Here is a 25,268-nt window from a genome sequence, read left to right as displayed (position 1 = left end):
GTCGCGTGCGGCACCCTTCAGCGGGCCCGGACGGTGATCTCCGCGTCCGGGAGGAGGGCGGCGTACGCGGCCGGGTCCTGGTCCGTCGCCGCGCCCGGGAAGACCTCCACGGCGCGGACCGAGGGGAAGAGCTCCGCGTACGGGGCGAACCGGGCGGGGCCGTCGGGCAGATGGAGGCCGAGGCGGGTCACGCCCGGGAGCGGCGGCAGTGGCGGCGAGGGGAGGATCTCGGCGGCCAGGAAGAGGCCGGTGAGCCCCTCGTGCAGGGCCAGGTCCTCCCAGTCGTCGGGGGAGAGGGGGCCGAGGGTGGCGCTCAGGCTGAGGAAGCCGAGACCGGACAGGATGGCCAGGGCGCGCAGCCCGGTGTGGGTGACCGCGCCCCGGGTCAGGAAGAGGGAGCGGAGCCGGTCCGAGAAGGGCAGCTCGTCCGTGAGCGCCGCTCCGGGCAGCGGATAGCCGATCGTGAGGGAGCCGAGCCGCTTCAGTGCGGACAGGCCACGCGTGCCCGGTACGTCGATGACGCCGAGATGCTCGACTCCGGTGTTGGCGAGCGGCGCGAGGTCGAGGGTGTGCGGGGAGCGCCGCAGCGTCAGGCTTCGCAGCGCGGGCAGCTCCCGCAGCGGGCCCAGATCGTCCACGGCGGCGTTGTCGGAGAGCGTGAGGCCTTCCAGCCGCTCCGGGTCCGTCGCGGCGAAGATCTCCTCCCATGTGTACGAGCCCGTGAGGTCGAGGCGGTGCCAGGGCGCCATCGTCCGCGCCGCCTCCCACTGCTCGCGGCTGTGCACCGTCAGGTCCAGCCTGTCGCGGTCCAGGTGGGCCAGGACGTCGTCCGCGTACTCCTGGGACGGAAACCTGTGCCACGTCCCCACCAGCTGTCTCCGCACTTCGAGGGACGGGTGCTCGCGGTACTTCTTCAGGACCGGGAGGGAGCCCTCCTCGCCGAGGAGGGACGCCGTCACGGTCACCGCGTGTGCCTCGTCGTCCGACAGGCCCCGCGGTCCGGGGAGGAGTTCCAGGACGAGACGGCCCGCCTGCGCCAGCGCCTCCGCCTCGGTCACCGTGCGCGGCGGGATCAGCACCCCGGCCCGTCTCCGGACCTCCTCCGCGACCTCCTGGTCCACCGACGCCGCGTCCTGGAGGCACGCCAGGGCCAGCAGCGTCATGCGCGGGGTCCCCGCGGCGAGGAGGCCGCGCAGGAGGCGGCCCCGTTCGCGGGTGCGGGCGTGGGCGACGGCCATGCGCAGGACGTCCTCCCACTGGGTGTCGTCGGCGCGGCCGAGCAGGACGTCGAAGTGGCCCTCCTCGACCGCGTACCGGGCGGCGAGATGGTCGAGGAAGGTGCGGTGTGCGAAGTCGACGACGCCGGCGGCAGGGGAGCGCAGGACGCCGCTGCGGAGGAGGAGGTGGCGCAGGATCGCGGTGGCGTCGCCCTGGGAGGCAGCCGCGGGGACGGTGGGCAGGGCGCGTTCGAGGAGGGAGAGCGCGGTCTCCTCGTCCATCTCGCTGCGGCCCGCGAGGACGAGGGCGTAGGCGAGGCGCTGGAGGAGTTCGATCTGGTCCTCGGTCTCCAGGTCGATGCCGTCGAGGTTGCCCATGCCGCGCTGCCGGTCGCGCTCGGTGAGGATCATCTGGAGCGCGGCGTCGTAGAGGGCCTTGCGGCGGGGCGGGAGGTAGCCGCGGCGGGCCCGGTGCAGGGCGCAGATCAGGCCGCACATCAGCGGGTTGGCGGCGAGCCGGGCGAGGTCGGGCTTGGTGCGCAGGGCGTCGAGCAGGGGGTCCTGGTGCTCGGGGGCGCGGGCGGCGGTGTGCCAGCGGCGGACGAAGGCGGCGACGCGGGGGCCGTCCATGGGGGCCAGCGTCAGTTCGGCGAAGTCGTCGTCGGCCAGCCACTGGGGGCGGACGGCGGTGGGGCGTGCGGTGAGCAGCCAGCGGTTGCCGGGGTAGCCGCGGACGAGGGCGAGGAGCCAGTCGCGGACGCGGCGGCGGTCGGCGGCGGGGATCTCGTCGAGGCCGTCGACCATGACGAGGGCGCGGCCGTCGGTCAGGACGCGCTCGGCCCAGCCCTCGGGCGGGGTGTGCGGGCAGTCCGTACCGGCGAGGAAGTCGGCGGGGGAGGGCAGCCGGGGCGCACGGGCCAGGGTGCGCAGCGGCAGGACGTAGGGGACGCGGTCCTCGGTGGTGGTGGCCAGCCACTGGATCAGGGTGGTCTTGCCGGATCCGGCGCCGCCGCGCAGCAGGACGCGGTCGTGGGCGGCGATGGCGTCGGCGACCGCGACGCGCACGGTGACCGGGGCGGGCTCGGGCGAGCCGGGCCCCGGTGGAGCGTCCTCGACGGCAGTCGCTTCGAGGCTGAGGTAGGCGACGTCGAGCGGCCAGGTGTCGGCGGTGTCGCCGGCGTCGAGGCCGAAGATCGTCAGGTGGTTGTGGCGCAGGCCGAGATAGCTCCGGTACCGCTGCTCGAACGCGCGGTCGGCGGCGCTGCCCGGGGCCCGAGCGAGCAGGGCGTCCAGCTTGGCGATGGTCTCGGCCTGCCCTCGGCTCTGTTCGACCAGGGTCCGGGCGACGAAGGTGGACCGCTGCGTGAAGAAGTGCAGGATGTGCAGGCACGCCCACTCGGTGAGGGAGTCGAGGAAGTAGGCGGCGTCCGTGGACAGGCCGGGGGCGGGGGCCGCGGCGCGCAGGGCGCGGGCGAGCGCGCCGGGGCCGAGCCGGACGGCCTGCACGTCGTCCATGGACAGGTCGCCGAGGGAGCGCAGGGTGCGGGCGAGCGCGAGGACGACCGCTTCGCCCTCGTCGTACGGGAACGGGGGCTCGCCGGGCCCTTCGAGGGCGGCCGTGACGAGCTTCCTGGCCAGCCGTTCGACGTCCTGTTCGGTGAGTGTGCGCTTCTCGCCCCTGAAGGAGACGAGGCCCGAGATACGGACGGGGCGGTCGGTGAGGCCGGCTCCCGGACCCTCCTGGACGAGCAGTTTGCGGAGCGCCGGGACGATCAGACTCGATGCCAGCCGGGTGCCGAGGACAGCGGGATCCATGGCTCGGGAGCGTAGCCCCGATCACACTCGGCGGGGGTTGGATCTTGAGCGTCGGTGACAAGCCGCACAGGCGTTTTGTCCGGTACTACCTGAAATAGTGGGACGTTCGTCCGGCGGGGTGGCTGTTACGCGATCGATGGCGACCCTTGTTTTGTCCGTTTTGAGAATAAAGAGGCCGACTGGGCGGGCAGGCCCGGGAGCCAGGCGCGCCAGGTGGGGCTAAACCATCGATCGGCGGATAAATCCGGCACTTCGCCGTGGGTTCGCAAGGGGTGTCAAGAGACCGCCGTCACCCCACCCGTGTACGAGGTGTCGTAGTAATTCGGGACATTGAACCGGGGTCGGGGTGGGGGTTACCAAGGGATGGCCGACCCGGCGACACGAGGACGTGAGCCGGGTCCCTTCCTGCCCACCGGATTCCGCTTCAGGGATTCAGGAGGGCGACCGGACCCGAATGTCCCCGAAGCTCGAAGAGGTCTCCCGCATGTCGAAGCGCACCATGTCCCACCGTCCCAGCACGTCGGTCTTCCGCAAGCGCGCCACCGTCGTGGCCGCCGGTTTCGGACTCTCCGCCGCACTGGGCACCGGGGCCGCGTTCGCCGCCGACTCCGCCCAGGGCCCGCTGCCCGCCGTGTCCGCCGCGTCCGTGCAGGCGCAGGCCGACGCCCAGGCCAAGGCCGCCACCTCCGCCAAGCAGAGCGCCGCGAAGGCCAAGGAGGCCGCCGCGAAGAAGGCCGCCTCCTGGATCGACCCGGTCAAGAACTACAAGCTCTCCGCCGGCTACGCCCAGGGCGGCAGCATGTGGTCCACCGGCAAGCACTCCGGCCAGGACTTCGCCGTGCCGATCGGCACCAGCGTGATGGCCGTGCACGGCGGCACCGTCGTCAAGACCGGTGGCAACGGCGCCGGTGACGGCCCCGCCTACGGCAACGCCGTCGTCATCAAGCACGCCAACGGCACGTACTCGCAGTACGCGCACCTCTCCCGCGTCGACGTCCACGTCGGCCAGACCGTCTCCACGGGCCAGCACATCGCCCAGTCCGGCAACACCGGCAACTCCAGCGGCCCCCACCTGCACTTCGAGATCCGTACGACCCCGAACTACGGCTCCGCGGTGAACCCCGTGAACTTCATGCACTCCAAGGGCGTGAAGGTCTGACCCACCCGGGGCGTCAGCTCTGGTGGGCCTGCACGACCAGGTCCATGGCGACCTCGAGGATGGCTTCGCGCTTCTCCTCGGGGTCGCCTTCGACGTCCTTGAGGACGAACATCCCCGCGTGCATCGAGAACAGGGCGCTGAAGCAGCGCACCCGGTTGGTCATGGTGGCGTCCTCGGGCAACAGGTGGTCGAGGAGGGTCTTCATCCGCTCCTTGAAGTTCTCGCCGATGCTCAGCTCGCGCATCGTCGCCTGGTTCTCCTGCATGAAGCGGAAGAGCGGGGACGCGTTGGTGAGCGCGGTGCCGTAGCGGGTGAGGATCTCGCGCTTGGTGTCCAGCGTCGGCGGTTGCTCGCCCGCCCAGACGATCAGGTCGTCGATCGGCGTCATCAGGTCGTCGAAGAGGCTGACGACGATGTCTTCCTTGGTCTTGAAGTGGTAGTACAGGGCGGCCTTGGTGACCCCGAGCCGTTCGGAGATCTCCCGGAGCGAGGTCTTCTCGTACCCCTGCTCGGCGATGAGTTCGAGGGCCACGTCCTGGATGCGCTGGCGGGTGTCCCCGCGCCGCTGCTGCGGCTTGTTGCTGCTGCCCGTGACCATCGCGTGCCCCTCGTGCTCCTTGAAGTTCTCTTGGGAGAAACTTACTTGACGCCCGGCTAGTTAGCCCTCTACCTTCCCCATTGTAGGTAACTAGCCGGGCGACAAGTAAGTCCCGGAATCCGTCTTCTGGGGGAGCTGGGGATCATGGCGACAGCAGCGATACAGGACAAAGAGCAGGTGAAACAGCCACGCAGCGTACGCGTGGTGCTGATGGCGCTGATGATCGCCATGCTGCTCGCCATGCTCGACAACATGATCGTGGGCACCGCGATGCCCACGATCGTCGGCGAACTCGGCGGCCTCGACCACCTCTCGTGGGTCGTCACCGCCTACACGCTCGCCACCGCCGCCTCCACCCCCATCTGGGGCAAGATCGGCGACATGTACGGCAGGAAGGGCGCCTTCCTGACCTCCATCGTGATCTTCCTGATCGGCTCCGCGCTCAGCGGCATGGCCCAGGACATGGGCCAGCTCATCGGCTTCCGGGCCGTCCAGGGCCTCGGCGCCGGCGGTCTGATGGTCGGCGTCATGGCGATCATCGGCGACCTCATCCCGCCCCGCGAGCGCGGCAAGTACCAGGGCATGATGGCCGGCGTCATGGCGCTCGCCATGATCGGCGGACCCCTTGTCGGCGGCACCATCACCGACCACCTCGGCTGGCGCTGGGCCTTCTACATCAACCTGCCGATCGGCGCGGTCGCGCTCGTCATGATCACGGCGGTCCTGCACCTGCCGAAGAAGCGCTCCTCGGGGAAGATCGACTATCTGGGTGCGGCGCTGCTCACCGTAGGCATCACCTCGATCGTCCTGGTCACCACCTGGGGCGGCTCCGAGTACGCCTGGGGCTCCGCCGTGATCATGGAGCTCATCGCGATCGGCGTCGCCGCGCTCGTCGGCTTCGTCTTCTCGCAGACCAAGGCCGCTGAACCGATCCTGCCGCTGCACATCTTCCGCAGCCGCAACTTCACGCTGATGTCCCTCATCGGCTTCATCACCGGCTTCGTGATGTTCGGCGCGGTGCTCTTCCTGCCGCTGTACCAGCAGGCGGTCCAGGGCGCGTCCGCGACCAACTCGGGTCTGCTGCTCCTGCCCATGCTGCTCTCGATGATGGTCGTCTCGCTGGTCGCGGGCCGGGTCACCACGAACACCGGCAAGTACAAGGTCTTCCCGATCGTCGGCAGCGTCCTGATGGTCGCCGGGCTCTTCCTGCTCGCCCAGATGGACACCGGCACCTCCCGCTTCACCTCCGGCCTCTACATGGCGGTGCTCGGCGCCGGCATGGGCTGCCTCATGCAGATCACGATGCTGGTCGCGCAGAACAGCGTCGAGATGAAGGACATGGGCGTCGCCTCCTCGTCCACCACGCTCTTCCGCACCCTGGGCTCGTCGTTCGGTGTCGCCATCATGGGCGCCCTGTTCAACAACAAGGTGCAGGACGTCATGGCGCAGAAGGCCGGCGCCCTCGGCGGCAAGATCACCGAGCAGTCGGCGCAGCTCGACGCGGCGAGCCTGGCGAAGCTTCCCGCGCAGGCCCGCGAGGCCTACCAGGACGCGGTCTCCTCCGGCACGCACTCCGCGTTCCTGCTGGGCTCGATCGTGGCGATCGGCGCGCTGATCACGGCGTGGTTCGTGAAGGAGGTCGCGCTGCGGGGGGCGGGGCCGCAGAAGGCGCCGGGGGCGTCTGCGGAGGTGGCTCCGGGGGCGGCTCCGGGGGACGGTACGGGGGCCGGTGTTGAGGCGGCTGACCGAGGGGTGGCCGGTGCCGAGGCGGCCGGTGCCGAGTCGGCCCGTGTTGCGTCGGCCGATGGCAAGTCGGCGGGTGTCGTGTAGGTCGGTGCCGACCCGGCCGGGGAGTCGGTCGGTCGGTTACGAGCCGGCCGTGGGCGGTGCGGCTGGGGACGCCGCGTGGGGCGGGGGGACGGGCGTGGAGTCCGTCTGAGCGGACCGCCCCCTCATCCGCCCTCGGTCTATGGACGGCCCCGGCGCTGTGAAGCGCCGGGGTCGTCCGCCGTTCACGTCCGCCGTTCACGGACATCGGGTACGGCCGCCGTTCACGGACATCGGGTACGGACATCGGGTACGGACACCGCGTACGGACACCGGGTACGGGCTATGTACGGGTGTCGGGCAGGCGCAGCATCGGGAAGCTGCCGGTGTTGGTCGGTGCGTGCTCGGGCAGCCAGAGCACGGCGACCGCCCCCTCGGCGGGCGTGTCGGGCCCGGCGCCCGGCGGACGTACGTTGCGGAAGGTGAGCCGGGCGCCGAGCACCTGTGCCTGGCCGGCCGCGATCGTCAGGCCGAGCCCGTGCCCGTGCCCCGCGCGGTCGGCGGCGCCGGTGCGGAACCGGCTCGGCCCTTCCTCCAGAAGCTCCTCGGGGAAGCCGGGCCCATGGTCGCGGACCCGGATGACGCGGCCCTCGACGCTGACCTCGATGGGCGGCCGGGCGTGCTTGGAGGCGTTCGCCAGCAGGTTGATGAGGATGCGCTCCAGGCGGCGCGGGTCGGTCGTCACCTCGGACTCGTGGACGACCTGTACGGAGACTCCGTCGGCGGCGCGGGCCGCGATCCGGCGCTCCACGAATTCGCCCAGCAGGATGTCCTGCAGCTCGGCCCGCTCGGCGGCGCTGTCGAGCCGGGCCACTTCGAGGACGTCCTCGACGAGGGTGCGCATCGCCTGCGCCCGGTCCTTCACCAGCTCGCTCGGCCGCCCCTCGGGCAGCAGTTCGGCCGCCGTCAGCAGACCGGTGACCGGGGTGCGCAGCTCGTGCGCGATGTCCGCGGTGACCCGGCGCTCGGCCTCCAGACGCTGCTGGAGCGCGTCCGCCATCGCGTCGACGGCACGGGCGAGGTCGTCGGTCTCGTCCCGCACGACACCGCCGATCGCCTCCCGTACGCGGACATCGGTGCTGCCCTGCGCGACCTCGCGGGCCGCGCCCGCCGCCTTGCGCAGTCGGCGCGAGAGCTGGCCGCCGATGAGCACGCCGAGCGCGCTGCCGCCGAGGACCACCGAGATGGAGCCGATGAGCAGGGCCTGGTCCAGGTCCTTCATGACGGTGGCGCTGCGGTCGGTGAAACGGGTGTGCACCGAGAGCAGGTCGCCGTTGCTGAGCGGCACTGCGGCCCAGATGTCGGGCACGCCGTTGGACGGCTCGGAGATATAGGTGGCGCGGCGGCCGGACAGCGCCTTCAGCCGCAGGTCACGGGGCATGTCGGGGTCGTTGACCTTGAACCCGACCGGCAGGTTGCCGCCGCGCGCCTCGTACTGCCGCTGCACGAACTGGATCCGCTCGTCCTGGACGTCGCGGGCGTTGTCCAGCATCGAGACGCGCGCCGCGTTGTGCACGACGAGACTCAGCGCGACGGCGACCAGCGCCCCGACCGAGGCGATGGCCACGCTGATCTTCCACCGCACGCCGGAGCGCAGGCTGCGCCGCAGACGGCGGGGGAGAAGGGTGCGCAGGGAGAGCCGGTTATGCCGTGACTCGGGCCCCGTCATATCCCCGTCCCCGTAAAAGCTCTGGGCGTCAGCATCAACATCGTCGTCAACATCGGCATGGGTATCGGTATCGGCATCGGCATCGGGATCGGCATTGATTTGGGCCGCTCAGGCCTTGAGCTTGTAGCCGAAGCCGCGGACGGTCTCGATGCGGTCCTGCCCGATCTTCGTACGCAGCCGCTGCACGTGGACGTCGACGACGCGGGTGTCCCCGCCCCAGCCGTAGTCCCAGACGCGCTCCAGGAGCTTGTCGCGGGAGAGCACGGTGCCGGGGGCCGAGGAGAACTCCAAAAGGAGCCGCATCTCGGTCGGCGTCAGCGCGACCGTGACCCCGTCCTTCCTGACCTCCATGCCCTCCGTGTCGATCTCAAGGTCACCGAAGTGCAGCACACCCCCGCCGGGCCCCTCCGACTCCTCCGCGCCGCCGGAATGCGCCGACGACGGCCCGCCGGCGTGCCCGAAGCGGCGCAGCACCGCGCGGATACGGGCGACGAGCACGGCCCCGTCGAACGGTTTCGTCACGTAGTCGTCGGCCCCCGCCTCCAGGCCAAGGACGACGTCGATGGAGTCCGCGCGCGCGGACAGCATGATCACGGGGACGGTCGAGTCGTCGCGGATGCGGCGGCACAGGGAGACCCCGTCGAGCCCCGGCAGCATCACGTCGAGGAGGGCGATGTCCGGCTGGTCCGTGCGGAACGCCTCCAGCCCGGCGAGCCCGTCGGGCATCGCGGTGACCGCGAAACCGTCCCGCTCCAGAGCGAGCTGCGTCGCCTCGCGGATGACGTCGTCGTCCTCGACGAACAGCACGTGGGTCTGCTCGCCCTTGCGCTCACCCATCGCGCTCATCGCCCTCTGCCCTCTCCATCGATGCACCTGTCCGTAGACGTCCGTAGGTGTCCATATGAGTAGTCTCAGCCGTCGTCCGAGGGCGGGGGCGACGCCCCGTCCACCGCATGGCTGTAATCGTTGTGCGTACGGCTCTCCTGCGCGAAGCCGTCGCCGCTCCAGCGGTAGGTGAGGATCTCCTCGCCCGACGGGGAGGAGACCGAGTCGCCCTTCTCGTACACCTGCTTGGTGACCACCAGATCACCCCGGTCGATCTCCGCGTAGACCGGGGGCTCCTCGGCCTGGAAGACGTTCCGGTACGAGCCCGCGTCGTCCTGGTACACATATGTCCCGATCCCGACTGCGTCACCGCAGGTCATCACGTTGACCAGGACGTCGTTCGACGCGCTGCCGGTCAGATTCCCGTAGCTGACGTCGACCGGGTACTCGTCGGCGACACATGGCTTGAGATCGCGCTTGATGTCCGAGCTGACCTTGGGATCGTCCTTGACCAGCCGAACGGCGTCGACCGAGTCGGGAGCCTCGGCAGACGGGGCCGACGAGGACGAGCGGCCCGACGAGGACGAGCGGCCCGAAGAGGACGAGGGGGACGACGGGGACGAGGGGGTCGGCGGCGACGCCTTCGCGGTGGCGGCCGACTCGCTCGACCCGACCGGATCCGTCCGGGCGGGGCCCTCGTCACGGGCGCCCGTACCACCGGCCGAACATGCCGCGAGGACCCCGACGAAAAGCCCGACGGCGGCGAGCCCGGCGATCGCCGAACTCCCCGCCCTCAGAGCCCACAGGGCCCAACGGATCCGAGAGGCACGTATGCCTAGGCCGCGCAACGCTCCCGCTCCTCACGCTCGAGCGCGCGTGCATCGAGGTCCCGGCTCTCCAGCTCCTCACGGAGGCGGGCGAGGGCCCGGTGCAGCGTGCTCTTCACGGTTCCGGCCGACATTCCGAGCGCGGCGGCCGTCTCCTCGGTGGACATCTGCTCCCAGTGTCGCAGCACCACGACACTGCGCTGCTTGGGAGCCAGCACCTTCATGATGTCCATCAGGAGCGCGCGGTCGGCGTGCTGCTCCGTCGAGTCGTCCATCGAGGACTCCGGGAGCTGCTCGGTCGGCACCTCTTCCAGCTTCCTGGCGCGCCACCACTCGGTCCGCGTGTTGATCATGACGCGCCGCAGGTAGGCGTCGGCCAGGCGCTTGTCGGCTATGCCGTCCCAGCGCCCGTACGTCCGAACGAGCGCGGTCTGCAGCAGGTCCTGGGCGTCCACGGGGTCCGGCACCAGGCGCCGGGCGCTGCGCAACAGGGCGTCCTGTCGCGTCCTGACGTACTCCTCGAACTCGAGCACCTCGCCGCCGTGCGCCATGATCAACCGCCTCCCGCTTCCCGCAAGCCCCGTGTGTGTCGCCCGCACCGGTCATGTGCGGTCACGAGGAAGAAGTTACGGAGGGGTTGTCACGGCGTTGTCCGTTCCAGGCGTCGAAGAACGCACGGCTGTCCGTCGGTTGTGTAACGAACGCAAGAGTCGACTCTCAACTGCGACGACGCGCTCCGCGACAGCGACGGGGAAGCGGCGGAGTCTGCAGGTCAGCGTACTGGTCAGGCTGTTGCTCGGCGCGCTGCTCAGCCTGCTGCTCGGCGCGCTGCTCAGCCGGCGGGGAGGCGGTAGAACCCGCCCCCCAGCGGTTCCACCAGACCGTCGTCGACGAGGCCGTCCAGCGCGCGGGCCCGCTGCACGGGCTCGTGCCACACGCGGTCGAGCGCCGCCTGCGGTACGGGGGCGACGGCGTCCCGCAACACGGCCAGCAACTTGCCCCGCACCTGACGGTCCGTCCCCGCATACGTCTGTCCGCGCCGCGGCGGCCCGTCATGCGCGGGCTTGCCGGCCAGCCGCCAGGCACACATCGCCGCGATCGGACACCGGTGACACTCCTCGTTCTTCGCCGTGCACACCAGCGCACCCAACTCCATAGAAGCGGCGGCCCACTTGGCCGCCGTCTCCTCCTGCTCGGGCAGGAGCGCGCGGGCGAGCTTGCGCTCCGCGGCGGTCGTGGCGTTCGGCGGATACTGCACGCCGCTGACGGCCCGCGCGAGAACGCGCCGCACATTCGTGTCGAGGACGGCATGCCGCTGCCCGTACGCGAACGACGCGACCGCCGCCGCCGTGTACTCCCCGATCCCCGGCAGCGCGAGCAGCTGCGCGTGCCCCGTCGGTACGTCGCCGCCGTGCCGTTCCGTTATGGCCACGGCCGCGCCGTGCAGCCGCAGTGCGCGCCGCGGGTAGCCCAGGCGGCCCCACGCGCGTACGGCCTCGCCGGGGGCGTCCTTGGCGAGGTCCGCGGGGCGGGGCCACCGCTCGACCCACTGCTCGTACACGGGCAGCACCCGGCTCACCGGGGTCTGCTGCAGCATGAACTCGCTGACCATCACGGCCCACGGGCCCGCGTCGGGGTGGCGCCAGGGGAGGTCCCTGGCGTGTTCGCCGAACCAGTCGATGACGGGTTCGTGGAGATCGGGGCGGCCGGGGACGTTCTCGGGGATCTTCGTGAGCGCAGTCATGGCACCCACGATGGTGCCACGCCCCGGGCGTCCCCCGGGCCCGACCCGCGCGCCTGCTCGGCTGGCCGGGTATTGCGGGGGCCTGTTGGTGTGGTGCGGCCGGTTTCAAGCGTGTCTCTCTTGGCACGGGCCACCTAATGCGGATGCCCCGCATACACGCGGCAGCGCGCCCGCCCGGCGCCCCGGCGCTAAGCGAGCCGCCGGGGTCCTTGCAGGGGCTCGCTCGCCCGGTGCCCCGGCACTGAGGTGCCGCGTTCTTGTACGGGCCCGTATACCCGCTGCCCCGGCGCTGGGGTGCCGCCTTGCCCACCCTGCCGCCCCAGGCGGCAGATTGCCCAAGGCGGGGCGGGCCTCGCCCGGGGCGGGCTGGGGTGGGCCTTGGTCGGTGACCGGGCGGGCCACCGGGATGCACTCGCGTCTCGACGGGAGGGGACGTGTCGGGGTGCCCCCGCAGGACTCCGCGGGAATGCAGTCCAGGATGACGCGCCTATGGCGGACCGTGGGGGATGAGGCCTATCCGGCCGAGGAGGTACCCCGGCGCGGCCCCGCCCCACGACACGACTGGGCGCAAGGAGAGCGCGGCTCCTCCCCCACATGCTGGGCGCAAGGAGAGCCCCGCGCCCAGGGCGCCAGGAAAGCCCGGCCCCGAACCCACGCCCCGGGCGGACCCCTTACCGTCGAGGGGGTGAAGCGCAGAGTTTGTCGTGTCGTTGCGCCGGATCTGGCGCTCTGGATGGCGCTCGCCCTGCCGGTCCTCCTCGTGGACCACCTCCACCTGCACGAACCCAGCGCCGCCTGGCAACAACCGGCCGGCCTCACCGCCCTCGCCGCGGCAGCGGCCACGCACCGCCGGCTCCCCGCCACCGCCTTCCTCCTGGCGGCCGCCCCGGGCCTCGCCACCGCCCCCAGCCTCTTCACGCTCTCCTACGGCCCCGCCCTGGCCGCCTTCGCGTATCTGATGGGGTTGCGCTCCCACCCCGTACGCCCGTCGCTCCTGACCTTCGCCGCTCTGACCCTCACCGGCACCGCGAGGATCATGGCGCGCCAGGTCGACCCCGCCGCGGAGTGGCTCGTGCTGATGGGCACGCTGCTGTTCGGCGCGGTTTTCCCGTGGCTCATCGGCCGCTATTGGCGACAGAGCAGGGAGCTGACCGCGGCCGGCTGGGCCAGAGCGGAGCAACTGGAGCGCGAGCACCGCATCGTCGCCGACCGCGCCCGCCTCCTGGAACGGGCGAGGATCGCCCAGGACATGCACGATTCCCTGGGCCACGAGCTGAGCCTGATCGCGCTGAGGGCGGGCGCCCTCCAGGTGACCCCGGACTTGGCGGAGCCCCACCGCAGGGCCGCCGCCGAACTGCGCGCGGCGGCGTCCGACGCGACGGACCGGCTGCACGAGATCATCGGCCTGCTGCGCGAGGAGGACGACGAACCGGCCCCGCTCGCCCCGCCCGGCGAGAGCGTCGCGGAGCTGGTGGAACGGGCAGCGGAGTCGGGCATGCCGGTCCAGCTCGTCGGACCGCGGGCCCCGGCCGACCGGACCGCGTACAGGGTGGTCCAGGAGGCGCTGACGAACGCGGCGAAACACGCACCGGGCGCGGAAGTCACGGTGGAGACGACGGAAGCGGCGGCGCACCGGGAGCACCCACCCGCGCTGACGATCACCGTCACCAACGGCCGCCCGCCGAGCCTCCCGCGCCCACCCCACCGCAGCAGCGGCACGGGCCTCCGCAATCTGCGGACCCGCGTCACGGCCCTGGGCGGCACGTTCGAGGCGGCCCCGCACGAGGAGGGCTTCCGGGTCACGGCCCGCGTGCCCGCGCCGAACGCACCGCAGACGCGCACCACCCCGGACGGCTTCGCGTACGCCCGCCGCAGCGCCCGCCGCCGCGTCGCTCTGGCGTTCACGGCGGCGGCGGTCGCGGGAACCGTTCTGATCGGCGCGGCGTTCACCTGGTACGCGTACACGAAGACGCATGCCGTCCTCTCCCCGCAGGCGTACGCGCAACTGCGCCCCGGCACCCCCTTCGCCGAGGCGGCGTCCCGGCTGCCCGACCGCACGATCAGCGATCCGCCGGTGGAGCGGGCGCCGACGCCGCCGCCCGCGCGGGCGGACTGCCGCTACTACCGGGCGAGCGGTGAACTGTTCGTGCCGGTCGAGCACTTCAGGCTCTGCTTCGACGACGACGCGGCGCACACCCTCATCGACAAGGCGGTGATCCCGAAGGCGGGCACGGCCGAGCAGGTACAGGAAGAGGAAGAGGAATGGGCCCGCTGAACGAGAATCCGCAGCAGCGCATCAGGGTCCTCCTGGCCGACGACGAGGCGATGATCCGGGCCGGTGTGGGCGCGATCCTCGCGGCGGGCGGGGACTTCGAGATCGTGGCGGAGGCGGCGGACGGCCGCGAGGCGGTCGCGCTGGCGACGGCGCACCGCCCGGACGTGGCGCTGCTCGACATCAGGATGCCCCGCCTGGACGGTCTGGCGGCGGCCGAGGAGATCACGGCGACGGTGCCGGGCACGGCGGTGGCGATGCTGACGACGTTCTCCGAGGACGCGTACGTGGCGCGGGCACTCGGCGGCGGGGCGACGGGTTTCCTGCTCAAGTCGGGCGACCCGCACGAACTGATGGCGGGCGTACGGGCGGTGGCGTCCGGCGCGGCGTTCCTGTCGCCGAAGGTGGCCCGGCACGTGATCGACGGCATGGGCGGCGCCGGGAGGCTCGCGCGCGAGGCGTCGGCACGCGAGCGGGTGGCGCGGCTGTCGCCGCGGGAGCGGGAGGTCCTGGGCCTGGTCGGCGCGGGCCTGTCGAACCCGGAGATCGCCGGCCGCCTGCACTTGGTCGAGGGCACGGTGAAGGCGTATGTCAGCGCGGTCCTCGACCGGTTGGAGGTCAAGAACCGGGTGCAGGCGGCGATCGTGGCGTACGAGGCGGGCCTACTGCCGTAGCGAGGCGAGGCGAGGCCCGCAACGCGAAGCCCGCAACGCGAAGCCCACAAAGCGAACCCGCAAGGCGAGGCCCACAGGGCGAGGCTGCGAAGCGAGGCCCGCAAGCCGGCCCCCCGCGAAGCGAGGCCCGCAAGCCCGGCCCCCGCGAAGCGAGGCCCGCAAGCCCGGCCCCCCGCGAAGCGAGGCCCGCAAGCCGGCCCCCCCGCAAAGCGAGACCCGCAAGCCACACCCCGCGATAACCCCCTACCGCCGATGCGCCCCGCCCCGGGCCCGTCGCCCCCCGGACGCCACCGCATACCCGCCCCCGCCCGCAGGCCCGGGCCCGGCGAACCATCGGGCGAGCCCGTTCCCCGACCCCCGCATCGCCTCGGTGACCCGCGCCCCCGGACGCGTCAGAAGGCGTACGAGGAGCAGCGCGACCAGGGTGCCGAGGACAAGGCCCGTGGCGACGTCGTGCGGGTAGTGCACGCCGACGAAGACGCGGGAGAAGGCCATGAGAATCGCCATCGGCACGGTGAGGAAGCCGAGTCTGGGCCAGGCGAGGGCAAGCCCGACGGCGGCCGCGGCGGCGATCGTGGCGTGGTTGCTGGGGAAGGACCAGTCCCCGTAGACGGGACAGTCCACGAGGGGCGGCAACGCACCGGAGACGGCCCGGCACGGCCGTTCCTCATCGATCCCCGATTTGGCCAACTCGCTGCACACGTAGGCGACCGCGGTGGCCAGCGGCGCCAGTACGGCGACGGCGAAGGCGCGCGGGTCGCCGCGTCGTGCCCGTCCCCAGGCGACGACGAAGAGCACGGCGAAGAGCAGCAGCCCCAGTTCCGTCCACACCTCCATCAAGTGCTGAAACCAGGAAGGAGTGTCGTGTGCGAACTGGAGGATGGAGCGATAGAGATCGGAGTCGATGGTTCCCATGGTGACGGACAGTACGCAATGACCGGGCCCCGTCACATCTCGCGATGGTCGCGGACCGCACCTGACGAAAGACAGGGGTGCGTGGAGGCGCGCGCCGCACCCGAGTGACGCCTGCGTGATGATGATCCGGAAAACTTGCCGTGCGGGGCGGCGGGTGAGCGCGGGACAACGCCCTTTCTCTCGTAAGGTTTGGGGCGTGGGATCTCTGCGCAATCCGATCGGGCCGCTTCCCTCCTCCATCTACTGGCGTAGGAGGGTTGTTCTGGCGTCCGTTGTCGTGCTCCTGGCGCTGCTCGTCGTGTGGGTCGCCAACTTGGGCGGCGGGGGCGGGAACAACGGCGCCGACGGTTCCAACGGCAAGCACCCGACGGACGCCATCACGCCGGGCCCGTCCGGCACGGGTCCCGCGATCACCGAACACCCCGGCGGCCGGGACGAGTCGGGCGGTTCGGGGTCGGGCGGCGGTTCCGGTTCCGGCGGCGGATCGGGCGGCGGATCGGGCGACGACGCGGGCGCGGGCGACGGTTCCGGCGACAGCGCGGGCGGCTCGGCGGGTGGCAGCGCCGAGGGCACGGGCGGCGACAAAAGCGGCGCGGGCGGCGGCAACGGCTATGGCGGCGGCTCCACTTCGACCTCCGGCGACCAGGTCCCGGCCGGATCGAGCCTGCCCGACTGCACGGCCGGCGGTGTGAGCCTAGCGGTGCGCAGCATCCACAACTCGTACGGCCCGGGGGACAAGCCGAAGCTCGAACTGGCCGTCAAGAACACCACCGACAAGGACTGCAAGGTCGATCTCGGTCCGAAGACGGCCGTCGTCACGATCACGAAGGCGGACGGCGACGAGAAGTACTGGGCGTCGGAGGACTGCCCGGCCGGTACGGGCGGCATCCTGCTCCGGGTTCCGGCGGGCGGCAAGGTCACGCAGACGCTGACGTGGGACCGCAAGCCGAGTGCTCCGCGGTGTGCCACTCCCGCGGCGGGGTCGGCGGGTCCCGGCACGTACCTGGTCGAGGTCAAGGGGGCCCAACTGGCCGCCGTCAGCACGTCGTTCGTGCTGAAGTCGGACTGAGGGCCCCACCGGGGCCCGGCCCACCGCCCCGTGGCTCCGCCCGGCCCCCGCTCCTCAAATGACGGAGAGGCTGGAACCGCTCCGCAAACGCCGGAGAAGCTGAAACAGGGGCCGAGAACCAGCACCCTTACACGTACCGCTCCAAGATCGACGACTCCGCCAGCCGCGACAACCCCTCCCGCACGCTCCGCGCCCGCGCCTCCCCGACCCCGTCCACCGTCTGCAGGTCGTCCACGCTGGCGGCGAGCAGTTTCTGCAGGCCGCCGAAGTGCTCCACGAGGCGGTCGATGATCGCGCCGGGCAGTCGCGGGACCTTGGCGAGGAGGCGGAAGCCGCGTGGCGACACCGCGGAGTCGAGCGCCTCGGGGGACCCGGTGTAGCCCAACGCGCGGGCCACGGTGGGCAGTTCGAGCAGCTCCCCGTGGTGCAGCGAGTCCAGTTCGACGAGGGCCTCGTCGACCGTGCGGGACCGCTTGGCCGTCGGCTCGGGCACGTAGTCCCGTACGACGAGTTCGCGCTCGGGCTCGACGCCCGCGATCAGCTCGTCGAGCTGGAGCGCCAGGAGGCGTCCGTCGGTGCCGAGCTCCACCACGTACTCGGCGATCTCGGTGGCGATGCGGCGCACCATCTCCAGGCGCTGCGCGACGGCGGTGACGTCCCGGACGGTGACGAGGTCCTCGATTTCCAGCGCGGACAGCGTGCCCGCGACCTCGTCGAGGCGGAGCTTGTACCGCTCCAGGGTGGCGAGCGCCTGGTTGGCGCGGGAGAGGATCGCCGCCGAGTCCTCCAGGACGCGGCGCTGCCCGTCCACGTACAGGGCGATGAGCCGCATCGACTGCGAGACCGAGACGACCGGGAAATTGACCTGCTTGCTCACGCGGTCCGCGGTGCGGTGCCGGGTGCCGGTCTCCTCGGTGGGGATCATCGGGTCCGGGACCAGCTGGACGCCGGCCCGCAGGATCTTGTCGAGGTTGGAGGAGACCACGATGCCGCCGTCGAGCTTGCACAGCTCACGCAGGCGCGTGGCCGTGAACTCCACGTCGAGGACGAAACCGCCGGTGCACATCGACTCGACCGTCTTGTCGGAGCCGAGGACGATGAGCCCGCCGGTGTTGCCGCGGAGGATCCGCTCCAGACCGTCCCGCAGGCCCGTTCCGGGCGCCACGGCGCTCAGCGCGGCGCGCATCGAGGCGTCCGCACCGGAGCTCCCTCCGGACTTGCCGGGAGCTGCCGCCCGGTCGTTGGCTGCCACTGCACTCCTCCGGATCGCAGACTCTGGGGCGCCGCCCTGGGTTTGTCGCGTTCGTACGGTTGTCGCGTTCGCACGCACAGGCGAGACCAGGGCAAAGTCTACCGGCGCTCCTCCATCTCCCGCGGGGCCTCTCGACGACGGCTCTTGGGCAGGACCCGCAGCGCGTCCCCTATATCGGCGACTTCCAGGACCTTCATACCGGCTGGGATCTTGCCCGGATCGCCCGGAACCAGCGCGTGCGTGAAGCCGAGACGGTGCGCCTCGGCCAGCCTGCGCTGCACCCCGGTGACCCGTCTGACCTCGCCCGCCAGGCCCACTTCTCCGATCGCGACCAGGTTCTTCGGCAGCGGGGTGTCGCTCGCGGCGGAGGCGAGGGCGAGGGCGATGGCCAGGTCGGCGGCGGGTTCGGTCAGCTTCACGCCGCCGACCGTCGCCGAGTAGATGTCCCTTTTGCCCAAGGCGCTGATCCGGCCGCGCTGTTCGAGGACCGCGAGCATCATGGACACCCGGGACGTCTCCAGGCCGGATGTCGTACGGCGCGGCGAGGGGATCTGGGAGTCCACCGTGAGCGCCTGGACCTCGGCCACCAGCGGGCGGCGGCCTTCCAGGGTGACGGTCAGGCAGGTGCCGGGAACCGGCTCGTCGCGGCGCGTCAGGAACAGGCCGGACGGGTCGGCGAGGCCGGTGATGCCCTCGTCGTGCAGCTCGAAGCAGCCCACCTCGTCCGTCGTCCCGTACCGGTTCTTCACGCCGCGGACCAGGCGCAGGCGCGCGTGCCGGTCGCCCTCGAAGCTGAGGACCACGTCCACGAGGTGTTCGAGCAGGCGCGGGCCCGCGATCGCACCGTCCTTCGTGACGTGACCCACGAGCAGCGTGGACATGCCGCGCTCCTTCGAGGCGCGGATCAGCGCGCCCGCGACCTCGCGGACCTGCGCCATGCCGCCGGGCGCCCCGTCGATCTCGGGCGACGCGACCGTCTGCACGGAGTCCATGATCAGCAGGGACGGTTTCACCGCGTCCAGGTGGCCGAGCACCGCCGACAGGTCCGTCTCCGCCGCCAGGTAGAGGTGGTCGTCGATCGCCTTGATGCGGTCGGCCCGCATCCTGACCTGCGACGCCGACTCCTCGCCGGTCACATAGAGCGTCTTGTGCTCCGCGTCGGCCGCCTTCGCCGCCACGTCCAGGAGCAGCGTGGACTTGCCCACGCCCGGCTCGCCCGCCACCAGCACCACCGCGCCGGGTACGAGGCCGCCGCCGAGCACCCGGTCCAGCTCGGGCACGCCCGTGCTGCGGGCCGTCGCCTGCTTGCCGTCGACCTGGCCGATGGGCAGCGCGGACGTGGTGACGCGGCCCGGCGCGGTCGTGCGCACCGCTGGCGCGCCGTACTCCTCGATCGTCCCCCACGCCTGGCACTCGGCGCAGCGGCCCAGCCACTTGGCCGTCTGCCAGCCGCATTCGGTGCAGCGGTAGGACGGGCGGTCCTTCGCGGATTTCGTACGGGCAGCCATGGAGGGAACCGTAGCGGGCGGCTCTGACAACGCCCCTGCCCGCCCGGTCGACGGGTCCGGCGCGGCCGTGATCTGCCGGGTATCCAGGGTGACCTTGCCCCTGGCGGTTGCCGCGCGTAGCCACGCTGGCCATGGGATGCAGGGTTCCTGTCCCCTTTTGAGGGATCGTTTCACCCGTAAGGATTAAAAGTGTGCAAGGGGGCGTAAGTGGTTCGCGCCCGACGCCTACGGTCGCACGGGTGATGAGCAGCAGGCCGGAAACCCCCACCCAGACCACCGGCGCACACCGGGCGCAGCGCACCGGGACGCGGCGGCCGGTGCCCCGTGCCGTCCCGCAGCGCCCGCCCGCCCGCTACGAGCCGTGTCTCGACGGCCTGTTCACGTACTGCCTCTCCGTGCTCTGCGACCACGACGAGGCGATCACCGCCCTCGGCGACGCCCTCGCCCTCGCCGAGCGCCGCGGCTCCCGCGCGCCCGCCGCCGACTCCGAGGCCGATCGCAGGGCCTGGCTCTACGCGCTCGCCCGCTGGTCCTGCCTGCGCCGCCTCGCCGAGGCCAAGCGGCGGCGGCAGGCCACGCACGGGGCGGGCAAGAGCCGTCCCGCCGAGCCCGCGCCTTCGTCCGGGGCCGTGCCGGCGCCCCATGCCGCCGGTGACGACTCGCTCCTCCAGGAAGAACGCCGCCGGCAACTCGCCCTGCTCGCCTGGCCCGAAGCCGCCGGCACCACCCCCGAGCAGCGCGAAGCCCTCGAACTCGCCGTCCGCCACCAGCTCTCGCCCCGCGAGGTCGCCGCCGTCCTCGGCACCGACCCCGGCGCCACCCGTGAACTCCTCGCGGCCGCCGCCTGCGAGGTCGAGCGCACCCGCGCCGCCCTCGCCGTCGTCCAGACCGGCACCTGCCCCAGCGTCGCCCGCCTCACCGGCGACAACCAGCTCCTGCTCTCCTCCGCCCTGCGCCGCGAACTCGTCCGGCACGTCGACGACTGCCCCCGCTGCCGCCGCACCGCCGAGCGCGCCGCCCCCGGCACCTGGCCCGGCACCTCCGTCACCCCCGCCGCGCTGCCCCTCGTCGACGCGCCGCGCGCCGCCCTCCACCACGCCATGCACATCCCGCGCCGCCACGGCGCCGCGCCCCGCTTCGACCGGCTCGGGTTCCCCATGGACCCCAAGGACCGCGCCGCCCGGCGCGACCGGCTCCGCGCGCGTGCCGTCACCACGACCGTCGTCGCCACCGTCGTCGCCGCCCCCGTCATCGCCCTCTGGGCCGCCTACCGGGGCGCCCCGCTCATCGGCGAAGGCACCGACGGCCGCTCCATCGGCGCCGGTGAGGCCGGGGACCCGGGCGGCCCCGCCGGTGAGCGCAGCGGCGACACCTACGAGAACGCGGGCAACGCCAGGACCACCCCCGACCCCCGCTTCCGCCACGACGGCAGCGCCTCGCCCGACGACGTCTCCGTCGAAGTGATCTCGCCCCCCACGCGCGCGGGCAGCACCGGGCCCGGACGGCTCACCGTCGAGGCGCAGCCCAGCGGTGGCACCACCCTGATCACGCTCACCGCGTCCGGCAGCACCGCCGTCCACTGGACCGCCCACACCCCCGCCTCCTGGCTCCGCCTCAGCCGCACCTCGGGGACGCTCCAGCCGGGGGAGTCCGTCACCCTCCAGGTCTACGTCGACCAGGACCGCGAGCCGAACGGGCACTGGAGCGCACGCGTCGCCATCGACCCGTCCGGGGCCGTCATCTCCATCGAGGGGTACGGGCGCTGGGGCAGCGGGCATCCGGGACACGGTCCCGGGCACGGGTCCGGCCACCACCCCGGGCACGGGCACGGGCCGGGGCCCGGCTCCGGCGGGGGGACCGGGCCCAGCGATCCCGGGCCCAGTGATCCCGGCCCGAGCGACCCGGGGCCCAGCGACCCCGGGCCCAGTGACCCGGGACCCAGCGACCCCGGGACCGGGGGGCCCTCGCCGTCCGATCCCGATCCGACCTCGCCCGGGCCCGACCCCAGCTCTCCCGGAACCGATCCGTCGCCCGGGGACTCCACGCCCGCGCCCTCCGACCCGTCCGGGTCCGGGAGCGCCACACCGTAGGTGTGAGGTGCTCGCTTACGCGCGCGGGCCCGGCAGTGGCGCCGGGTCCGCCGGGTCCGCCGGGTGCGCCGCCGGCAGCGGGCGGCCCTTCGGCGCCGCCGCCAGGCGCTCCTCGCAGAGCTCCACCAGCTTGTCGTAGCCGTCCTTGCCCATCAGCTCGATCAGCTCCGGGCGGTACGACACGTACACCGGGTCGCCCGCGCCGTGCGCCGACGTCGCCGACGTGCACCACCAGTGCAGGTCATGGCCGCCAGGACCCCAGCCCCTGCGGTCGTACTCGCCGATCGAGACCTGCAGCACCCGTGTGTCGTCGGGCCGGTCGATCCACTCGTACGTCCTGCGGACCGGCAGCTGCCAGCACACGTCCGGCTTCGTCTCCAGCGGCTCCCTGCCCTCCTTCATCGCCAGGATGTGCAGGGAACAGCCCATGCCGCCCGCGAACCCCGGACGGTTCTGGAAGATGCACGAGCCCTTGTACGGGCGCGTCTGCCGCTCCCCGTCCTCGTCCTCCGACACCCAGCCCGTCTTCGTGCCCACCGCGTGGTGCTGCCAGATGTCGGGCGTCAGGCGCGCCACGTGCTCCGCCACGCGCTTCTCGTCGTCCTCGTCCGAGAAGTGCGCGCCGAGCGTGCAGCAGCCGTCGTCCGCGCGGCCCGCCTGGATGCCCTGGCAGCCGCTGCCGAAGATGCACGTCCAACGAGAGGTCAGCCATGTCAGATCACAACGGAAGACCTGCTCGTCGTCGGCCGGGTCCGGGAACTCGACCCACGCGCGCGGGAAGTCGATCCCCTTCTCGTCCGGCCCCGCCGTCAGCGCTCCCGCCGCGGCAGGGCCCGGCTGGATCTGGAGGAGCTGCTCAGGCTCCTTCTTCCGCTTCGCCGACTTGTCTTCGCTCTTGTTGTTCTTGCTGCTCTTGTCGGTCTTGTCCGTCTTGGCCTTTTTCGTCTTTGGCACCGTTCCAGAGTAAGCGCGCCAAGGGGGACGAGAAGACCTCTGCGGCCGATGAGCGGACACATGCGCGCAGTAGCGTTCCTTATATGAGACTCGGTGTCCTCGACGTGGGTTCGAATACGGTCCATCTGCTCGTGGTGGACGCGCACGGGGGTGCCCGGCCGCTGCCCGCGCACTCGCACAAGGCGGATCTGCGCCTCGCTCAACTCCTCGACGAGCGCGGGGCGATCGGGGCGGACGGCGTCTCGCAGCTCATCCGTACCATCCATGGCGCTCTGGAAGCCGCCGAGGACAAAGGCGTCGAGGACCTCCTGCCCTTCGCCACCTCCGCCGTGCGCGAGGCCAGCAACGCGGACGAGGTCCTCGCGCGTGTCAAGGACGAGACCGGGGTCGCGCTGCGGGTCCTCAGCGGCGAGGAAGAGGCCCGGCTCACCTTTCTCGCCGTCCGGCGGTGGTTCGGGTGGTCCGCCGGGACCCTGCTCGTCCTCGACATCGGGGGCGGATCCCTGGAGATCGCCTACGGGATGGACGAGGAGCCCGACGCGGCGGTGTCGCTGCCGCTCGGGGCCGGGCGGCTGACCGCCTCGTGGCTGCCCGGGGATCCGCCGGACCCCGCCGATGTGAAGGCGTTGCGGCGGCATGTGCGGGCCGAGATCGCGCGGACCGTGGGGGAGTTCAGCCGGTTCGGGGCGCCGGATCATGTGGTGGCCACGTCGAAGACGTTCAAGCAGCTGGCCCGGCTGGCCGGGGCGGCCCGGTCCGCCGAGGGCGTGTACGTGCAGCGGGAGTTGAAGCGGAAGTCGTTGGAGGACTGGGTGCCGCGGCTCGGGGCGATGACCGTTCTCGAACGGGCGGAGCTGCCCGGGGTTTCCGAGGGGCGGGCCGGGCAGTTGCTCGCGGGGGCGTTGGTGGCCGAGGGGGCGATGGATCTGTTCGGGGTGGAGACGCTGGAGGTCTGCCCCTGGGCGCTGCGGGAAGGGGTCATCCTGCGGCGGCTCGATCATCTGCCGGGCTGAGCGTTCGGCGCTTCGACTTTCGACTGGTGAGTGGAGGGCGGCCGTCTGATGTCGCCCTGGCGGCCGACGGTCTCGTTCCCACGGGTGTCGGGGTGGGTACGGGGCGGAGCCCTCGGAGGTGCGGGCAGCGGACCGGGCTGTGAAGAGCGGCGCAGATCCCGGCCCGGGCTGTGAAGAGCGGCACAGATCCCGGCCCGGGCCCCACCACTTCCCCCCGCCCGGCAAGGGCCCCGTACTCTGTCTGCGTGGCAGAACCAGTGGTGCGCATCCCGGATGCGAAGGTCGCCCTGTCGACCGCCTCGGTGTATCCGGAGTCGACGGCGACGGCCTTCGAGATCGCCGCACGCCTGGGCTACGACGGCGTCGAGGTCATGGTGTGGACCGATCCCGTCAGCCAGGACATCGAGGCGCTGCGCCGGCTGAGCGACTATCACCGGATTCCGATTCTGGCCGTGCACGCGCCATGTCTGCTGATCACGCAGCGGGTGTGGTCGACGGACCCGTGGGTGAAGTTGCAGCGGGCCAGGGCCGCGGCCGAGAAACTCGGGGCGTCGACGGTCGTGGTGCATCCGCCCTTCCGGTGGCAGCGCAATTACGCCCGGGATTTCGTGAGCGGTATCTGGCGCATGGCCGATGAGACGGATGTGCGGTTCGCCGTAGAGAACATGTATCCGTGGCGGTACCGGGATCGCGAAATGCTCGCCTATGCGCCCGACTGGGATGTCACCAAGGACGACTACCGGCATTTCACCGTCGACCTGAGTCACACCGCCACCGCCCGTACGGACGCGATGCAGATGATCGACCGCATGGGCGACCGGCTCGGTCATGTGCATCTGGCCGACGGGAACGGCTCCAACAAGGACGAGCATCTTGTGCCGGGCCGCGGAACGCAGCCTTGCGCCGAGTTGCTGGAGCGCCTTGCGGTCAGCGGGTTCGACGGGCACGTGGTGATCGAGGTCAATACGCGGCGGGCCATGTCCAGCGCCGAGCGTGAGGCCGATCTCGCGGAGGCGCTGGCCTTCACGCGGCTGCAGCTGGCGTCCGCGGTGCGAGTACCGCGTTCATGACGGAGCCATCGAAGCCATCGAAGCCACCGGGGCCCGCGGCGCCCGCGGCGCCCGTAGAGCCCGCGGCGCCCGTAGAGCCCGCGGCGCCCGTAGAGCCCGTACGGCGGCGTGGGCGGCCCTCGCGGAGTGAGGGTGCGGACGGGCCCGGGACCCGTGAGCGGATTCTCGGCGCGGCCCGGGAGGAGTTCGCCGAGCGGGGCTACGAGAAGGTCTCCGTGCGGGGGATCGCGAAGGCCGCCGGGGTCGACTCGGCGCTCGTACACCACTACTTCGGGACGAAGGAGCAGGTGTTCGCCGCCTCGGTGGAGACGGCTCTCGCGCCCGCCTTCGAAGCGCCCGACCGGCTGGCGGACGGGCCGCTGGACGGCATCGGCGAGCAGCTGACCCGGTTCATCTTCGGCGTCTGGGAGAACCCGGTGACCAGGGCGCCCGTCCTCGCCGTCGTGCGGTCCGCCGTCAACAACGAGGTCGCCGCCGGTGTCTTCCGGCGCCTTGTCGCCGCACAGTTGCTGGCGCGCATCGGGCGGCGTCTCGAGGTGCCGGAGCAGGAGGCCGAGCTGCGGGCCTCACTGGCGGCCGCGCAGCTGGTGGGGACCGCGATGCTCCGGTATGTGATCAAGGTCGAGCCGCTCGCGTCGGTCGATGCCGAGGTCTTGGTCGCGCGCCTCGCACCCGTGGTGCAGGGCCATCTGATGGGCGTCCCCAACAGTTCTCCCTGATCCTTGACGGGCTTTCCCGACAGTTCTTCCTGAGGGGCTTCTCCAGCAGCT

At 72.0% G+C, this 25,268-nt stretch carries 20 protein-coding genes; 9 read left to right on the top strand and 11 right to left on the bottom strand.

Annotation, left to right across the window (positions count from 1 at the left end):
- Positions 1-17: 17 nt before the first annotated feature.
- Positions 18-3,032, bottom strand: a complete 3,015-nt coding sequence (locus C1N81_RS22465) for an NACHT domain-containing protein (protein ID WP_394431828.1) — start codon at positions 3,030-3,032, stop codon at positions 18-20.
- 484 nt (positions 3,033-3,516) lie between these two features.
- Here C1N81_RS22465 and C1N81_RS22460 point away from each other — a divergent pair, with 484 nt between their 5' ends.
- Positions 3,517-4,191 (top strand): M23 family metallopeptidase, encoded by a 675-nt coding sequence (locus C1N81_RS22460; RefSeq protein ID WP_394431826.1) that lies wholly within the window; start codon positions 3,517-3,519, stop codon positions 4,189-4,191.
- 13 nt (positions 4,192-4,204) lie between these two features.
- Here C1N81_RS22460 and C1N81_RS22455 read toward each other — a convergent pair whose 3' ends face one another.
- On the bottom strand, positions 4,205-4,789 hold the full coding sequence (locus C1N81_RS22455; RefSeq protein ID WP_394431824.1) for a TetR/AcrR family transcriptional regulator: 585 nt from the start codon (positions 4,787-4,789) through the stop codon (positions 4,205-4,207).
- Between the two features lie 144 nt (positions 4,790-4,933).
- Here C1N81_RS22455 and C1N81_RS22450 point away from each other — a divergent pair, with 144 nt between their 5' ends.
- Complete coding sequence (locus C1N81_RS22450; protein ID WP_394431822.1) at positions 4,934-6,619, top strand: MDR family MFS transporter; 1,686 nt, start codon at positions 4,934-4,936, stop codon at positions 6,617-6,619.
- Between the two features lie 280 nt (positions 6,620-6,899).
- Here the strand turns inward: C1N81_RS22450 and cseC are convergent, their stop codons facing one another.
- From cseC to C1N81_RS22425, 5 genes are all read right to left on the bottom strand, one after another.
- Positions 6,900-8,285 carry a two-component system sensor histidine kinase CseC gene (gene cseC / locus C1N81_RS22445; protein ID WP_394431820.1) on the bottom strand — a complete coding sequence of 462 codons (1,386 nt, stop codon included), beginning with the start codon at positions 8,283-8,285 and terminating at the stop codon, positions 6,900-6,902.
- A gap of 108 nt (positions 8,286-8,393) precedes the next feature.
- Positions 8,394-9,122, bottom strand: coding sequence for a two-component system response regulator CseB (cseB, locus tag C1N81_RS22440; RefSeq protein WP_394438150.1), 729 nt, complete (start codon positions 9,120-9,122; stop codon positions 8,394-8,396).
- 74 nt (positions 9,123-9,196) lie between these two features.
- Complete coding sequence (locus tag C1N81_RS22435; protein ID WP_394431818.1) at positions 9,197-9,958, bottom strand: hypothetical protein; 762 nt, start codon at positions 9,956-9,958, stop codon at positions 9,197-9,199.
- Positions 9,946-10,488, bottom strand: a complete 543-nt coding sequence (locus C1N81_RS22430) for a SigE family RNA polymerase sigma factor (protein ID WP_394431816.1) — start codon at positions 10,486-10,488, stop codon at positions 9,946-9,948. The genes C1N81_RS22435 and C1N81_RS22430 overlap by 13 nt, the downstream gene beginning before the upstream one ends.
- A gap of 281 nt (positions 10,489-10,769) precedes the next feature.
- Positions 10,770-11,681 (bottom strand): HhH-GPD family protein, encoded by a 912-nt coding sequence (locus C1N81_RS22425; protein ID WP_394431814.1) that lies wholly within the window; start codon positions 11,679-11,681, stop codon positions 10,770-10,772.
- A 685-nt stretch (positions 11,682-12,366) separates the two neighbouring features.
- On the opposite strand from C1N81_RS22425, the gene C1N81_RS22420 reads away from it, so the two are divergent.
- Positions 12,367-13,956, top strand: a complete 1,590-nt coding sequence (locus C1N81_RS22420; RefSeq protein ID WP_394431812.1) for a sensor histidine kinase — start codon at positions 12,367-12,369, stop codon at positions 13,954-13,956.
- The gene (locus C1N81_RS22415; RefSeq protein WP_394431810.1) at positions 13,944-14,627 is read left to right on the top strand and encodes a response regulator; all 684 of its coding nucleotides are present in this window, start codon (positions 13,944-13,946) and stop codon (positions 14,625-14,627) included. The genes C1N81_RS22420 and C1N81_RS22415 overlap by 13 nt, the downstream gene beginning before the upstream one ends.
- A gap of 243 nt (positions 14,628-14,870) precedes the next feature.
- On the opposite strand, the gene C1N81_RS22410 is transcribed toward C1N81_RS22415, so the two are convergent.
- Entirely contained in the window at positions 14,871-15,542 is a 672-nt protein-coding gene (locus C1N81_RS22410) for a phosphatase PAP2 family protein (protein ID WP_394431808.1), read from the bottom strand.
- Positions 15,543-15,738: 196 nt separating this feature from the next.
- Here C1N81_RS22410 and C1N81_RS22405 point away from each other — a divergent pair, with 196 nt between their 5' ends.
- Entirely contained in the window at positions 15,739-16,611 is an 873-nt protein-coding gene (locus C1N81_RS22405; RefSeq protein ID WP_394431806.1) for a hypothetical protein, read from the top strand.
- A gap of 127 nt (positions 16,612-16,738) precedes the next feature.
- Here the strand turns inward: C1N81_RS22405 and disA are convergent, their stop codons facing one another.
- Positions 16,739-17,863, bottom strand: coding sequence for a DNA integrity scanning diadenylate cyclase DisA (gene disA / locus C1N81_RS22400; protein WP_394431804.1), 1,125 nt, complete (start codon positions 17,861-17,863; stop codon positions 16,739-16,741).
- Positions 17,864-17,961: 98 nt separating this feature from the next.
- Positions 17,962-19,371 (bottom strand): DNA repair protein RadA, encoded by a 1,410-nt coding sequence (gene radA / locus C1N81_RS22395; RefSeq protein ID WP_394431802.1) that lies wholly within the window; start codon positions 19,369-19,371, stop codon positions 17,962-17,964.
- Between the two features lie 242 nt (positions 19,372-19,613).
- On the opposite strand from radA, the gene C1N81_RS22390 reads away from it, so the two are divergent.
- On the top strand, positions 19,614-21,461 hold the full coding sequence (locus tag C1N81_RS22390) for a BACON domain-containing protein (protein WP_394431800.1): 1,848 nt from the start codon (positions 19,614-19,616) through the stop codon (positions 21,459-21,461).
- 15 nt (positions 21,462-21,476) lie between these two features.
- On the opposite strand, the gene C1N81_RS22385 is transcribed toward C1N81_RS22390, so the two are convergent.
- The gene (locus C1N81_RS22385; RefSeq protein ID WP_394431798.1) at positions 21,477-22,415 is read right to left on the bottom strand and encodes a hypothetical protein; all 939 of its coding nucleotides are present in this window, start codon (positions 22,413-22,415) and stop codon (positions 21,477-21,479) included.
- An 83-nt stretch (positions 22,416-22,498) separates the two neighbouring features.
- Here C1N81_RS22385 and C1N81_RS22380 point away from each other — a divergent pair, with 83 nt between their 5' ends.
- The 3 genes from C1N81_RS22380 to C1N81_RS22370 all read left to right on the top strand — a co-directional run bounded on the left by C1N81_RS22380 (position 22,499) and on the right by C1N81_RS22370 (position 25,217).
- On the top strand, positions 22,499-23,428 hold the full coding sequence (locus tag C1N81_RS22380; RefSeq protein WP_394431796.1) for a Ppx/GppA phosphatase family protein: 930 nt from the start codon (positions 22,499-22,501) through the stop codon (positions 23,426-23,428).
- 245 nt (positions 23,429-23,673) lie between these two features.
- Entirely contained in the window at positions 23,674-24,498 is an 825-nt protein-coding gene (locus tag C1N81_RS22375) for a sugar phosphate isomerase/epimerase family protein (protein WP_394431794.1), read from the top strand.
- The gene (locus tag C1N81_RS22370; protein ID WP_394431792.1) at positions 24,495-25,217 is read left to right on the top strand and encodes a TetR/AcrR family transcriptional regulator; all 723 of its coding nucleotides are present in this window, start codon (positions 24,495-24,497) and stop codon (positions 25,215-25,217) included. The genes C1N81_RS22375 and C1N81_RS22370 overlap by 4 nt, the downstream gene beginning before the upstream one ends.
- Positions 25,218-25,268 lie beyond the last annotated feature (51 nt).

The organism is Streptomyces sp. SGAir0957 (genome assembly GCF_043523415.1).
The sequence above is the reverse complement of the archived record's forward strand: the minus strand, read 5'-3'. Positions and strand labels throughout refer to the sequence as shown.